Consider the following 14424-nt stretch of genomic DNA (forward strand, 5'->3'; position numbering starts at 1 on the left):
CAGGTCCTACTCGGTGTCGGGCTTCCTGCAGGAGGAGTTCACCCGCGTCGGCGCGAAGACGGCAGACAAGATACTGAACAACTTCCGCGACAGGCACTTCGGCCGAGAGATGGGCTGGGGGGTCGTCGAACGCGAGAGCGAGGGAGAAGGCGAGAGCGTCGACCTCGATGCCGCAATCGAGGACGCCATCGCCAACAAGGGCGCCGAGGCGACGGCGGCGTTCGCCGAACGCGTCGGCGACACGCTCCGGAACCGCGAGCGGACGACCCACTTCGAACTTGAAGACATCGTCGACACCGTCGCCGACGACATCGGCGAGGAACACGGCGTGGCGTTCGGCGACACCGTCCGCGAGAACGCCGTCGAGGCCGCGTGGGCCGTCCTGACTGAGGGACGAGACCTGTACGACGTCGTCGACGGGGCGACGAGCACCCAGAAGGACGACGCGACGGTCCGCGGCATCGCGGACCGCGTCGCCGAGAAGTTCGGCTCGAACGACCGCCACCGCGCGACGAAGGGTCAGGTCCGCGAGTACGTCGAGCGCTCGGCGGACGTGCTCGTCTCCGAGGACGTGACCTTCGGCGATACGGCCCGCGAGAACGTTACCGACGCCCTGTGGGCGGTCATGCGCACCGTCCCCGACGACGCGCCGAAGGTGAGCGAGGCGGCCGACGACCGCGACGTCGCCTCCGAACTCCTCGAAGCCATGCGCGAGGCGGACATCCTCGCGCCGCCGACGAACTGCCTCTCGCCCATCACGGCCGAGTTGGTCGAGGCCGGCCTCCGAAAGGAGTACGACGCCGACTTCTACGCCGCGGCGACGCGCGACGCCGAGGTTCACGGCGGCGACCCGTTCATCGTCGAGGCGGGCATCGCCTACGGCGGCGAACTCTCCGCGGAGGGGTCCGTCGACCTGCTGCGCTTCGCCAATCGGGTTCCCCTCGTCTACCAGCGCGGGGCGTGCGCGACGACCGACGTGGTCAAGCGCATCGGCTGGCGCAACTACGGGCTCGACCAACCCGGCGGCTCGGGGATGCCGAGCGGGCCCGCGGTCATCATGGTCCACGTCGCCTCCACGAACGTCCCGTTCACCTCCGAGTCGAAGGACGCCCTCGCCAACATTCCTGAGATAGAAGACGAGATAGAACTCGCCATCCGCGAGGCGGCGCGCGAGCTCAAATCCTACCTGAACAAGCGCCGCTCGATGCAGAAGCGCCGGGAGAAACAGGACGTGCTCGGTCGCATCCTGCCGGAGATGGCGGACAAACTGTCGGAGGTCACGGGCCGCGAACGCCCCAATATCGACGGCGCGCTCGCCCGCATCATGAACAACCTCAGCGTCGACCGGGAGGTCGAGGACGACACCGTCACCCTCGTCGTGGAGAACCACTCCGACCGCAGCGAGACGCCCGACATCACCGACATCGTCTCGGTCGAACCGACGGAGGTGCCCGAGGCGGCCACCGTCGTCGACTTGGACGGCGAGTGGTTCGTCAAGTGGAACCCCTCGGTGTCGGCGGGCGACACCGCCGAACTCAGCTACACCGTCGCCTCGGACGCGTCGTTCGATATCAACGTCGACGGCGTCGAAGCGGAGAAACTCACCGTCAACACCTAACATGAGCACGAATCAGAACGACGAACTCGCACAGGAGCGACTCATCGACCTCGCCGCGGAGTTCTACGACCAGTTCGCCCAGGGGGACATCCCGCACATGGACATCCCCACGCGGACGAAGAGCAACATCGTCTTCGACGAGGAGTCGAAGGTGTGGGTGTACGGCGACCGCAAGTCCACGCGGTCGGCCAACAGCGTCCGCGGCGCGCGGAAGCTTCTGAAGGCCGCCTACGCCATCGAGTTCCTCGTCAACCAACTCGAAGAGAATCGCTCGTCGACCCTCCGTGAACTGTACTACCTCTCGGAGTCGTGGGACAACGAGGAGGCGCAGTTCAACGACCAGAGCGAGTCGAATCAGCTCATCGAGGACCTCGAAATCGTCTCGCACGTCACCCGCGAGGACTTCCACATGCGTCCGGAGGAGTCCGGCGCAAAGGTGATGGGACCGCTCCACATCCGCGAGCAGACGCGCCGCGGCGACCGCGACATCCACTGCCAGGAGGACGTGGGTCAGGGCGGCTACCAGATTCCGAACAACCCCGACACCATCGAGTTCCTCGGCAACGACGCCGAGTTCGTCCTCTGCGTCGAGACCGGCGGCATGCGGGACCGACTCGTCGAGAACGGCTTCGACACGGAACACGACGCCCTCGTCGTCCACCTCGGCGGCCAACCGGCGCGGGCGACGCGCCGCCTCACGAAGCGACTCCACGACGAACTCGGCCTGCCCGTCGTGGTGTTCACCGACGGCGACCCGTGGTCCTACCGCATCTACGGGTCGGTCGCCTACGGTTCGATCAAGTCCGCGCACCTCTCTGAGTATCTCGCCACGCCCGAGGCGAAGTTCATCGGCATCCAACCGCAGGACATCGTCGATTACGACCTGCCGACGGACCCCCTCTCGGACTCCGACGTGAACGCCCTCGAATCCGAACTGGAGGACCCGCGCTTCATGACAGACTACTGGGAAGAACAGATTCAACTGCAACTCGACATCAACAAGAAGGCAGAGCAGCAGTCGCTGGCCGCCCGCGGTCTGGACTTCGTCACCGACACGTACCTGCCGGAGCGACTAGACGAGATGGGCGTGCTGTAGCGACTCGAGCGAACGGGCGTTCGTCGTCGCGCGCGAGGGCGCTACAGCGCTACCTCGCTACAGCGATTCGCCGCGCAGGAATCGTCCCACCGCTCGGTCGAACGTCCGCCGGTGCTCGGAGGCGACAGCGTGCCCCGCGCCCGACAGCAGCGCCAGCGTCGCGTCCGGGAGCGCCGCCTTCGTCTCGCGGAGCACCGACGCGGGGAACAGTCGGTCCTCGCTCCCCCCGAGCACCAGCGTCGGCGCCGTCACCTCGCCGAGTCGGTCGGTCGCGTCGTGGTCGCGCACGGCCCGAATCGACGCGCGCACGTCGTCCGGGGACGGCGGCGCAAGCGCCGGACCGACCGCACGCAGGAGCGGGGGGTAGGCCCGCCGTCGCCACCCCGCGTACGTCTCGCGGGCGATCGACGCGTACAGTTTCCCCCAGTCGCCGTCGGCGGCCTGCGTCTCCCAGTCGTCGAGGACCGCGCGGCCGGCGTCGCCGAGATGCGCGCCGGCCGACGCGAGCACGAGTCTGTCGACGTGCTTCGGGTAATCGGCGGCGAGGTGCTGGGCGATGAGGCCGCCCATCGAGCGTCCGAGGACGTGCCCGCCGTCCAGTTCGTCCAGCGCCGTCGCCACCGACCCGGCGAGTTCGCGCGTCGTCGCGTCCGGGTCCAAACCGCGGGGGCGGCCGACCGTCCAGACGGTGAAGTCGCCGGTGAGACCGCGGTACGTCGTCTGCGCGAGGTACGCCGCCGTCGCCGCCCTCGGCCCGCCGCGGAAGGCGTCGCCGAGGCCGGGGAGGACGACCAGCGTCTCGGGGCCGTCGCCGGCGCGGTAGTAGGGGATTCGCCCGTCGAATCGACCGTGGTCGACGGTCGGCGTCGTGAGTCTCATCTCGCGTCGGAGGACGGTCCGACGGTGCAAAACGGTTGCCGCGGACCGGCCCGTCGACCCGTCGGGCGGGCGGTCGGCCGTCGTCGAAGAGTCGCTTCAGACCGCGTGGTCCGCCGGGTCTTCGAGGACGACGGGGATTCCCCGGGAGGCGACGTCCGCGACGAACGCCTCCGGATCGGTCTTCAGCAGGTCGATGGTATCGTAGTGGATCGGAAGGACGAGTTCGGGGGACAGTACTTCGGCGAGGTCGGCGGCCTCGTGTCGGTCCATCACGACGCTGCCGCCGATGTTGGCGAGAAAGAGGTCCACCGACAACCGTTCGAACCCCTCCAACACGTCGCTGTCGCCCGGCCAGAACACCGTGACGCCGTCCACGGAGAGGAGGTAGGCGCACCCGAGTCCGCGCGGGTGGACGAGGCTCCCGTCGTCGCGGGCGTGCGGACTGTCCTCCTCGTTGTACGCCGGGAGCGTCCACAGGTCGACCGAACCGACGCTCAGATGTTCCTCTTCGCCGACGCGGATAACCTCGTACGGCAGGTCCTCGACGGCCTCCACGTCGCGGTCGATGTTCGCCGGGTTCACCCCCTCGAAGACGACGACGGTGGCGTCCTCTTTCGCCACCGAGCGGATGGCGTCGGGGTCGTAGTGGTGGTCGTGCGTGACGCAGACGAGGTCGCCGTCGCGGGCGTAGTAGTCGTCCAGAACGCCGTAGCGGCCGGGGTCGAGGTAGACGACGAAGCCGGATTCGGACTCGATTCTGACGGTGGCGTAGCCGAGCCACGAGACGCGCAGGTCGCGGAAGGAGACGGTCATACCCTACGCACCGTGCGGAGCGACCAACACGTTTGGGGTCCGGTTCGAGTCGGACCCGCCGGTCGTCTCGACTGTCACCCGCGGGTCGCAGGCGACGGTGCGCGTTCAGTCGTCGGCGGGACCCAGTTCGTTCGACGGCGCGAGGATGGACGCGCCCTCGAACTCCATGTCTACGGCCTCGCGGGCGCCGAGGAGGTCTAACACCGTGGGGGCGACCTGCCGCATGTCGATGTCGCCGTCCAGCGACAGCGACGGGGCGGCGGGGCCGCCGACGCCGAAGAACGGCGTCGTCTCGGGGTCGACGCGGCCGTGCGAGCCCTGCACCTTCGAGGGGTCCGTGGAGACGAACCCGTCCTCGCCGAGGAACAGTTCGCAGGGGTCGTAGCCGGGTTTCTCGTGGATGTCGACGCTGTCGGCGTAGGGGGGCATCGCCTCCTCCTCCCCGTCGTCCCACCAGTAGTAGGCGAACCACGCGTCCGGGTCGGCGACGAGCACCAGGTCGCCCGCGTTCTGGTTGTCGATGCCGTACGCGGCCTGGTCGTCGCCGTCGAGAACGCGTTCGATGCCGTCGAGCGATTCGAGCGCCTCGTGAGCCCTCTCGACGGCGTCTTGGTCGCAGTAGACGTGTGCGATTTGGTGGTCGGCGACGGCGAACGCCTCGGAGGCCGGGAGGTCCGGAACCCGTCCCTCCCCGCCCTCGGCGTCCGTCGTCTTCATCAGACCCGCCTCGCGGAGCGCGCGGTTCGGGAAGACGGGGGTCGACACCTCGTGGAAGCCGTACTCGCTGACGACGACGACGGCCGTCTCCGCCCAGCGGTCGGTCCCCTCGAGAAACTCGAGGTAGTCGCCGACGAGTTCGTCGGCCTCCGAGAGCGCCTCGGTGAACGCCTCGGAGTTCGGCCCGTGGCTCTGTCCCGTGTAGTCGAGGTGGGGGACGTACGCCCAGAGCATGTCCGGGTCGTAGCGCTCCGTCGCCTCGCGGGCCGCCGACAGGATCCACTCGCTGCTCTGCGCGTTGGCGGCCGGCCCCCAGTAGTTGTGGAGGGGGAAGTGACCGTACGCCTCGCGGAGTTCCTCGTAGAACCCCTCGGGGCTCGTCCAGCAGTTCATCTCGATGAGGTCGTTGTTCTCGTCCTCGATGGGTTTCGGCGTCACCGCCACGTCCGCGGAGGTGCCGTAGAGGTGCTGGAAGAACAGCGCTCCCGTCGTCACGTCTGCGTCGCGCGCGGCCTCCCAGATGCGGTCGCGGTCGCCGCTGTTGCGACCCCACAGTTCGACGGTGTCGGTCTCGCGGTCGTACTCCGCGTTCGAGACGTCGCCGTGCGTCGAGGGGGAAAGCCCCGTCGAGAGCGTCGTCTGCGAGGGGATGGTCACCGCCGGGAACGGGGGCACCGCGCCCGTCGTCGCGCCGTCCTCGAACAGGCCGGCGAGGTTCGGCGTCGTCTCGGCGTCGACGTGGTCGGGTTGGAGGCCGACGACGTCGAGGACGACCACCCGGGTCGCCGCCGACGGTTCCGCCTCGGGTTCGGCGTCGGTCATCGCTCCGCCTCCGGGTCCGTCTCGACATCGCCACCGTCGCCGGCGCCGCCGCGGCGGTCCTCGGCGTACGCTTCGGGCACGGCGAACTGCCGCGAGAGGTCGTGTTCGGTCGCGGCGTGGAGGAGGGGGCGTTCGGCGATGTCGCGGCCGCCGAAGGCGAACCCCTCGACCCCCGGTAAGCCGAGTCGAGTGTAGGGTTCGCGGGCCGTGACCGTGCCGGTGTCGTCGGTCGTCCCGCGGGCGATACCGCGCGCCCCGGTCGTAGCCGTGGCGGCGACGTTGCCGCGGGCGCCGACGAACCAAACGCCCGTTCGCGTTCGCGTCATATACCTTTCGCGGGACGGAACGGGGTTAGTTATGCGTCCGCTTCATCCGAACGGGGGGTGCCCAACCGATTCTGAGGCGCGTTAATCGGCCGCTATTCGGGCGTACCGAGGCGTTTTTCTCGCGGCGAAACCTGTAGGGCGACGATAACAAAGCGGGGGTGGTTCTCAATGTCATATATGCGTCTTATCGACTCCCACGCGCACATGACGTCGCGCACGACCGACGACTACCGCGAGATGCGGCGGTCGGGCATCGAGTGCGTCGTCGAACCCTCGTTCTGGTCGGGGTCGGACAAGCTCTATCCCGAGTCGTTCTTCGACTACTTCGAGCACATCCACGACTTCGAGACCGAACGCGCAGAGCGCATCGCAGGGATGGACCACTACATCACCGTCTCCATCAACCCGAAGGAGGCCGTCGACCGCGAGATGTCCGAGGCGGTCATCGACCGGCTTCCGGAGTACCTCGAACGCGACCGGGTGGTCGGCGTCGGCGAAATCGGGTTCAACCTCCAGACCGACGAGGAGGAGTGGGCGTTCCGCGAACAACTCCGCATCGCCGAGGAGCACGAAGCGCCCGTCATCATCCACCTCCCCCACGAGGAGAAGCCGAAGGGGGCGGCCCGAACCGTGGACATCATCGAGGAGATGGACGTTACGCAGGAGCGCATCATCATCGACCACAACGAACCCGGGACGATGGAGACGACTGCCGCCACCGACTGCTGGCTCGGGTTCACGCTCTACCCCGGCAAGATATCCATCGAGGAGGTGATTCCCCTGCTCGAAGAGTACGGCACCGACAGACGTGTCATCAACTCCTCGGCCGACTGGGACGACTCCGACCCCCTCGCGGTTCCGAAGGCCCGCGACGCGATGATAGACGCCGGCTGGGACCGCGGGGAGGTCCGAAAGCTCCTGTTCGAGAACCCCTTGGAGTTCTTCGCCCAATCGGATAGCTTCGACTACGCGCGGGAGATAGCCGCCGAGTCGTCGACGAACGAATCCGCCGTCGAGGCGGCCGGGACCGAGGCCGAGTAGATGTCGCTCGAATTCGGCTTCTCGATGAACGCCTTCCGGGAGTACTCGACGGTCGGCGCCATCGAGGCCGTCGCCGACGCCGGCTACGACGGTATCGAACTGCTGTTCGACGAACCGTTCCTCTACCCGCCGGAGGCGACCGGCGAGGAGTACGACGAGGTGGAGACGGCGCTGAACCGCAACGATATCGCCATCAGCAACTGCAACGCGTTCATGCTGACGGCGATCGAGGACTTCCATCACCCCTCTTTCGTCGAACCCGACGAGGACTACCGCCGCCGCCGCGTCGACTACACCCTCGACTCCATCGACGCCGCCGCGGAACTCGGCTGCGATCACATCTCTATCGAACCCGGCGGCCCCGTCCCCGAAGAGAAGTCCCGCGAGTGGGCGATGGAGACGTTCGTCGAGGGCCTCGACGAACTCGCCGAGAAGGCCGAGTCGAAGGGCGTCGACGTGATGGTCGAACCCGAACCCGACCTGCTCATCGAGACCTCCGATGAGTTCCTCGACCTGATGGACCGCGTCGACTCAGAGCGCATCACCTGCAACTTCGACGCCGGCCACCTGTTCTGCATGGGCGAGGACCCCGCGGAACTGGTCGAGACGCTCGCTCCGTACACCCGCCACTACCACCTCGAAGACATCCCGGAGGACCGCTCGCACGAGCACACCCAACTCGGCGACGGCGCGATGGACATCGACGGCTTCCTGCAGGCCGTCGAGGACTCCGGCTACGACGGCTACGTCACGGTCGAACTCTACCCGTACCAGGAGACGGCCGCCGAGACGGCGCAGGGCGCGATGGACTACCTCCGCGAACGCGGGTGGGCCTGACGCGATGGCCGCGGGCGTCGGCGACGCGTTCGGGTTCGAGCGGGTTCGGCGAGTGGCGACGGACTACGCCGAACTCGTCCGACTGCCGAACATCTTCACCGCGCCGCCCGACGTGCTCGCCGGCGCCGCCCTCGCCGTCGCCCTCGGGGCGTCGGCGTCCCTCCCGACGGTCGCCGGCCTCTGTCTCGCCTCCGCGTGCGTCTACGCCGCGGGCACGACGCTGAACGACGTGGCCGACGTCGACGAGGACGGGAGAGAGCGCCCCGAGCGACCGATTCCGTCCGGCCGGGTCGGACGGGGTAGCGCGCTCGTCTTCGGCGGAGCGCTTCTCCTCGCCGGCGTCGGCGTCGCCGGGACGACCGGAGGAACGCTCTCCGGACTGGCGGCGGCCGCCCTCGCCCTCACCGTCGTCCTCTACGACGGCCTCCTGAAGGGCGGTCCGGCGGGCTTTCTCGCCATGGGTACGGCCCGAGGGTTGAACGTCTTTCTCGGCCTCTCGCTCGCCGGCGCCGCGGCGTTCGATGCCGTCGCGTTGCTGTTCCCGATTGGCGTCGTCGTCTACGTGGCGGCGTTCACTCGGATGGCCGAATCGGAGACGGGCGGCGGCGAGGGGTCGGACGTGGCCGTCGCCGCCGCGGGGGCGACGCTCGCGGCGATGGTCGTTCCTATCGTCGCCACCGTCCTCGCGACGCCGGCGGTCGGACTCGCAGCCACCGTCCTCGCCGCGTGTTTCCTCGCGTGGGACTGGCACGCCCTCGGACCGGCGATGGCCGACCCCGTCCCCTCGAAGGTCGGACCGGCCGTCGGAACCTGCGTCCTCGGTATCGTCCTCCTCGACGGCGCCGTCGCCGTCGTCGCCGGTCCGTGGTTCGCCGTCGCCGCCGCGGCGTTCGCGGTTCCGACGCGCGTGCTCTCCCGGCACTTCGACATGAGCTAAGCTATGAAACTGGCATTCTCCACCAACGCGTACACGAACTACACGCTCCCGGAGGCCGTGCGTCGCATCGCCGACCACGGCTACGCGGGAGTCGAACTGCTCGGCGACGCGCCGCATGCGTACTTCCCCGAGTTCGGCGCGGACGACGAGGCCGCCCTCGTCGACGCCCTCGAAGGCGCGGATATCGCCGTCTCGAACGTCAACGCCAACACCGCAATGGGGTACTACGCCGACGCGCCGGAGACGGCCTTCTTCGAACCGAGCGTCATCAACCCCGACCCGGACCTGCGCGCGTGGCGCGTCGATTACACCAAGCGCGCCGTCGACCTCGCCGAGGCGACGGGCGCGCCGGCGGTCTGTCTCGCCTCGGGCGCCCCCCTTCCGGGGACGCTTCCCGACGAGGCTTACGAGCACCTGCTCTCCTCGCTGGACGACATTCTCGACTACGCCGAACCGCGCGGCGTCGACGTCGGCATCGAGTTCGAACCCGAACTCCTCGTCGAGTGCACCGACGAGGCCCTCGACCTGATAGACGACGTGGGCCGGAACGGACTCGGCATCAACCTCGATCTGGGCCACTCGGCCGTCTACGGCGAGCAACTGCGCGAAACCGTCGAGAAGGCCGCGGGCCACATCACCGGCGTCCACCTCGAAGACATCGCCGGCGGCGTCCGCGGAAAGCACTACCACCTCGTCCCCGGCGACGGCGACCTGGACTTCGCGGAGGCGTTCGCGGCGTTGGACGACGTCGGCTACGACGGCTTCGTCACGCTGGAGCTGTACACCTATCCGGACCGTCCGGACGAGGCCGCCAGACGTGCGTTCGAGGCGCTCGAACGCTACGTCTGAACCCGCTTCGCTCGAAACCTACTGCCGACCCTACTGCGACTCGACCAACCGCTCGATTCGCTCCAAGGAGTCCGCGTCGGCGGCCGCTTTGTCCTCCCTGACGGCGACGAACCGGGGGAATCGGAGCGCGTACCCCGAGGAGTACGTCGGCGAGCGCTGTATCTCCTCGTAGCCCACCTCGAAGACGACGGAGGGATTCAGCTCGACGGTCTGGCCGTCCTCGGCGACGATTTCGGGTTCGAGCAGTTCCGAGAGTTCGGCCAGTTCCTCGTCGGTGATGCCGGTGGCCACCTTGCCGATGGTCGCGTACCCGTCCCCGTTCCCCTGGCCGTCGCTTCCTTCGTCCGTCCGGGCGGACAGCAGGAAGGTGCCGAGGTGGTTCGCGCGGCGTCCCTCGCCCCACTCCGCGCCGGTGACGACGAGGTCGACCGTCTCGACGTCGGGCTTGCGCTTCAGCCAGTTCTTCCCTCGGTCGCCCGGCGAGTAGGTGGAGTCGGGGTTCTTCAGCATGATTCCCTCGTGGCCGGCCGCCAGCGACCCCTCCTCGAAGGCGGCTATCTCCCCCTCGTCGTTGGAGACGAGGAGGTCCGAGACGGCGTCCTCGGGCAGTATCTCGGCCAGGCGGGCGTGCCGTTCGGTGACCGGCGCGTCGAGCAGGTCCTCGCCGTCGGCGTGCAGGCAGTCGAACGCGTGAAGTTCGAGTCGGACTTCCTCGCGCATCCGGTCCACGTCGTGCTTGCGGCGGAAGCGCCGCAGCACCTCCTGAAAGGGGAGCGGGGAGCCGTCGTCGTCGACGGCGACGACTTCGCCGTCGAGGATGACCGGCGCGTCGACGTGTTCGGCCGCGAACTCCGCTATCTCCGGGAGCGCGTCGGTCACGTCGTCCATGTTGCGCGAGAACACCGACACCGAGATGTCGTCCCCGTCGCTCTTCCCCCCTGCCTCGCCGTCGGCGTGCAGTTGGACGCGCGCCCCGTCGAACTTCCGCTCGACCGCCGCCTCGCCCCACTCCTCGAGGGCGTCGGTGGCGGTGCCTGCCTGCGCCAGCATCGCCTGCACGGGCCGCCCGACTTCGAGACGGACCGCTTCGAGCCCCTCGAGGCCCTCCTCCCGGGCGGTGACGGCGACCATGCCGTAGTCGTTCGACACCTGCAGGGCGCGTTCGACGGCGGCTAGGTGGTCGGCGGCGGCGCGGGTGAGGGGGCCGTCGTCCTCGTCCCCGTCTTCGTCCTCTTCTTCCCCGTCCTCGGGTCCGTCCGCCTCCCTGACGAGAAACGCCTCGGCTATCGCGTCGCGGACGGTGCCCTCGCCGACGCCGATGCGCATCTCCGAGAGGACGAGGCGAGCGAGAAATTTCGCCTCCTCGGGGCTCGCGCGGTTGAACAGCCCGAACAGGGCGCTGAGCTTTCGGTCCTCGCTGCCGGACCCGGTCGCGGCGGCGAGTTCGCGGAGCGTCCCGTCCACCTCGCGGACGGTGAGTCCGTCGCCACCTCCGCCATCCCCGCCGCCGAACGCCGCCAACCCCCGCTGACCGCCGAAGTCGTAGCCCGCGGCGACGGCGCCTATCTCGCCCTCCTCGGCGAGTCTCTCCTCCACGTCGTCGGCCGTCACGTTCGGCCCGGCGGCGCGAGCCACGGCTTCTCGCAGGAGTCGCGGCCCGATATCGAGCGTCGTGGAGTCCCACGCCGGAAAGACGCGGCCCTGGACGAACCGGGCGACGGTGTCCAACTCGTCGCCGCTCTCGCGGAACAGGTCCCGTACCAGCGCGGCGGTGGCCAGGTCGGCGGGTTCAGCCTCCATCTCCGACGCGCGCGCGGCGAACTCGGCGAACTGCATCGTCCGCCCGTGGTCCCCGGGAGGAAAAAGCGCCTCGAATCGCCCGTCGGGCGCTCGACCGTTCGTGAACGCGTGACGGTGCCGCCGCGCAGCCGCGGGATTCAAGCCGACCGGGAGCACAGGAGGCGGTATGAGCGACGAGCTTGCGGACAGAGTCCGCGACGTGCTCGCCGTCGACGCCGAGGAGTACCAGGCGCAGGCGGAGGCAGACGCGGAGGTGGTGAAATCCGAGTTGGCGGCCGGCACGTTCGACAACCACCAGTCCATCGTCGGACTGGAGTACGAGTTCTACGCCGTCGCTGACGGCCGGTGGGCCTCCGAGGAGACCGAGAACAACGGTCTGATGCGGGTCCCCCGTCGGCTGCTCGAACTCATCGGCTTCGAGAAGGAGCTCGGACTCCACAACGCCGAGATGACGACGAGTCCGCAGCCGCTGAACCCCCACGGGCTCCGAGCGCAGGAGTCGGAGGTGCTCGCCCGCCTCACCGCCGCGCTCCAGTGTACCTCCTCGGAGGGGATGCGCCTCGTCAGCGACGCTCTCTGGACCATCCCGCCCCAGGGGGAGACGGCCAGAGAGTATCTCACCGACAGCATCTCCGACGGCGGAATCCGTATCGCCACGAACATGACCGACGCCGTCCGCTACCACGCGATGGCGAACGGCGAACACCCGGTCGAGCAGATGTCCATCGACGCCCCGCACGTCGAACTCAGCGCCGACACGGTGATGCCCGAGTCGCTCATCACCTCCATCCAACCGCACTACCAGGTCGCTCACGCCGCCGACCTCCCCCTCTACTTCAACTACGCGCTCCGCGTCGCCGGCCCGCTCCTCGCGCTGGGCGTCAACTCGCCGTTCTTCCCGCCGGACCTCTACGACGACGCCGGCCCGGCGGAGATTCTCGCGGACGCCCACATGGAGAACCGCATCGCCGTCTTCGAGTCCGTCCTCAACGGCGAGGACGCGAAGAAGGTGCGCTTTCCCGACGACCTGCCCGACGTGGAGACGGCCGTCGACCGGGTCGCCGCGGACGCGACCATCGTGCCGATGCCCGTCCCGCGCGGCGACCGCTTCGACGACTCCTTCGCCACGCTCCGCCGCAAGCACGGCACCTTCTGGCGGTGGGTCCGCCCGGTGTTCGACGGGGCGACGAAGTCCTCGGCGAACGCCCGCATCGAGTTCCGCCCCATCGCCGCTCAGCCGACGGTTCAGGACTCGATGGCGTTCCAGGCGGCCTTCGCCGGCCTGATGGAGAGTCTCCCGAAACGCGAGCACCCGGTCATCAATCAGGAGTGGGCGACGGCCCGGGAGAACTTCTACGCGGCGATGCGCGACGGGTTCGAAAGCGAGCAGCGCTGGGTGGCCAACGACGGCCACGAGACGACGGACCCCGTCGAGGTGTACGACGACATCCTCGCGCACGCCGTCGACGGCCTGAAGTCCGCGGGCTGTTCGGAGGCCGAAGCCGACCGGTACGTCGCCCCCCTCCGCGTCCGCGCGGCGGCGGGTCAGACGCCCGCCGGGTGGAAGGTCGACCGGGTCCGCGAGCGACTCGACGACGGCGCGGACTTCGAGACGGCCGTCTACGAGATGCAGCGAGATTACATCGAACGGCAGACCGAGACGCTGCTGGAAGGCTCGTTCGCCGACTGGGTGTAGCCCGACGAAACCGGGTCAGCGTCGGCGCATTCGGCCCCGACGGTCGCGCCGACGGACCGACGGCTCGAAGCCGATTCGACCGAGAGGAGAAGGGAGCGAAACCGCTGTTTCCGGCGTTAGAGGACTTCTTCGAAGTCTTTGTGCTGGGTTATCTCCACGCCGTCCTCGGTGACGACGCAGATGTTGATACCGTTGCCGGAGGCCAGGTCGCGTTCGACGGCGCTCTTGACGGCGCGGGCGGCGACGGTCTTCGCCTCGTCGATGGACAGGGCGTCGTTGTACTCCTGTTCGAGCACACCGAGAGCGTACTGGCTCCCCGAACCCGTGACCGTGTACTCCTCTTCGAGGATGGACCCGGCGGGGTCGATGCTGTAGATGTGGGGGCCGTCCTCGTCGACGCCGCCGAGGATGGGCTGGACGACGTAGAACGCGCCCGAGCGAAGGAAGTTCCCGAGGAGCGTCGACAGCGCGGTCATGCTCATGTTCTCGCCGCGACGGGACTCGTACAGTCGGACCTCCGCGCGGATGGAACGGATGAGCGACTGGGCAGCGGACACCGACCCCGCGATGGTCAGCGCGCCGGTCGGGTGGATCTCTTCGACCTTCTGAACGTCCTTCGAGGAGACCATGTAACCGAGACTGGCCCGCATGTCCGTCGCGAGGACGACGCCGTCTTCGGTCTTGAGACCGACCGTCGTCGTCCCCGTCTTCGTCTCCTGCGGCGTCGACTCGCCCGCACGCTGCTCGGCGTTCGGGAACTCGCCGAGTTCGGGGGCGAACACGCCCGAGTGGTCGCCGTTCAAGGGGTCGAGGCGGCCGGCGGAATCGTCGTTCGTGGGAGTACGCATTACCCCCTTTTGAAGTCCGCCGCTGATAAATGCCACCCTTCCCTCCCCTGTTGCCAGTATCCCCCGTTTCGGCCGATAGCGGGACTGTCCCTGTCGGTTCGTGGACGAACGTTTGACGGCATCGGCGCGGTCGCTCGGCAGTGCG

General features: G+C 68.5%; 13 protein-coding genes. 7 read left to right on the forward strand and 6 right to left on the reverse strand.

The features are described from left to right. The coding region (locus C474_RS02655; RefSeq protein WP_008383674.1) for a DNA topoisomerase VI subunit B at positions 1-1618 on the forward strand (1618 nt) is incomplete at its 5' end. A 1-nt stretch (position 1619) separates the two neighbouring features. Then, positions 1620-2714, forward strand: coding sequence for a DNA topoisomerase IV subunit A (locus tag C474_RS02660; protein ID WP_008383676.1), 1095 nt, complete (start codon positions 1620-1622; stop codon positions 2712-2714). A gap of 57 nt (positions 2715-2771) precedes the next feature. On the opposite strand, the gene C474_RS02665 is transcribed toward C474_RS02660, so the two are convergent. From C474_RS02665 to C474_RS02680, 4 genes are all read right to left on the reverse strand, one after another. Then, a complete protein-coding gene (locus tag C474_RS02665) occupies positions 2772-3593 on the reverse strand; it encodes an alpha/beta fold hydrolase (protein WP_008383678.1) in 822 nt (273 codons plus the stop codon). Between the two features lie 96 nt (positions 3594-3689). Then, on the reverse strand, positions 3690-4406 hold the full coding sequence (locus tag C474_RS02670; protein ID WP_008383679.1) for an MBL fold metallo-hydrolase: 717 nt from the start codon (positions 4404-4406) through the stop codon (positions 3690-3692). 105 nt (positions 4407-4511) lie between these two features. After that, positions 4512-5945 carry an alkaline phosphatase family protein gene (locus tag C474_RS02675; RefSeq protein ID WP_008383681.1) on the reverse strand — a complete coding sequence of 478 codons (1434 nt, stop codon included), beginning with the start codon at positions 5943-5945 and terminating at the stop codon, positions 4512-4514. After that, positions 5942-6271 carry a hypothetical protein gene (locus tag C474_RS02680; RefSeq protein ID WP_008383684.1) on the reverse strand — a complete coding sequence of 110 codons (330 nt, stop codon included), beginning with the start codon at positions 6269-6271 and terminating at the stop codon, positions 5942-5944. Before C474_RS02680 ends, C474_RS02675 begins: the two co-directional genes overlap by 4 nt. A 177-nt stretch (positions 6272-6448) precedes the next feature. Here C474_RS02680 and C474_RS02685 point away from each other — a divergent pair, with 177 nt between their 5' ends. From C474_RS02685 to C474_RS02700, 4 genes are read left to right on the forward strand one after another with little or no spacing between them, the layout of a single operon-like run. Then, positions 6449-7312, forward strand: a complete 864-nt coding sequence (locus C474_RS02685; protein ID WP_049916665.1) for a TatD family hydrolase — start codon at positions 6449-6451, stop codon at positions 7310-7312. Then, on the forward strand, positions 7313-8149 hold the full coding sequence (locus C474_RS02690) for a sugar phosphate isomerase/epimerase family protein (RefSeq protein WP_008383688.1): 837 nt from the start codon (positions 7313-7315) through the stop codon (positions 8147-8149). Positions 8150-8153: 4 nt separating this feature from the next. Further along, positions 8154-9086: a UbiA family prenyltransferase gene (locus tag C474_RS02695; protein WP_008383690.1), complete on the forward strand. Its 933-nt coding sequence runs from the start codon at positions 8154-8156 to the stop codon at positions 9084-9086. 3 nt (positions 9087-9089) lie between these two features. Then, positions 9090-9935 (forward strand): sugar phosphate isomerase/epimerase family protein, encoded by an 846-nt coding sequence (locus C474_RS02700; RefSeq protein ID WP_008383692.1) that lies wholly within the window; start codon positions 9090-9092, stop codon positions 9933-9935. A 30-nt stretch (positions 9936-9965) separates the two neighbouring features. Here the strand turns inward: C474_RS02700 and ligA are convergent, their stop codons facing one another. After that, on the reverse strand, positions 9966-11771 hold the full coding sequence (gene ligA / locus C474_RS02705; RefSeq protein WP_008383694.1) for an ATP-dependent DNA ligase LigA: 1806 nt from the start codon (positions 11769-11771) through the stop codon (positions 9966-9968). Positions 11772-11901: 130 nt separating this feature from the next. On the opposite strand from ligA, the gene C474_RS02710 reads away from it, so the two are divergent. Continuing rightward, positions 11902-13431, forward strand: coding sequence for a hypothetical protein (locus C474_RS02710; protein ID WP_008383696.1), 1530 nt, complete (start codon positions 11902-11904; stop codon positions 13429-13431). A 116-nt stretch (positions 13432-13547) separates the two neighbouring features. Here the strand turns inward: C474_RS02710 and psmB are convergent, their stop codons facing one another. Continuing rightward, complete coding sequence (gene psmB / locus C474_RS02715) at positions 13548-14279, reverse strand: archaeal proteasome endopeptidase complex subunit beta (RefSeq protein WP_008383698.1); 732 nt, start codon at positions 14277-14279, stop codon at positions 13548-13550. Between the last annotated feature and the right edge of the window lie 145 nt (positions 14280-14424).

Source organism: Halogeometricum pallidum JCM 14848 (assembly GCF_000337095.1).
In the GTDB taxonomy this organism is placed as follows: domain Archaea; phylum Halobacteriota; class Halobacteria; order Halobacteriales; family Haloferacaceae; genus Halogeometricum; species Halogeometricum pallidum.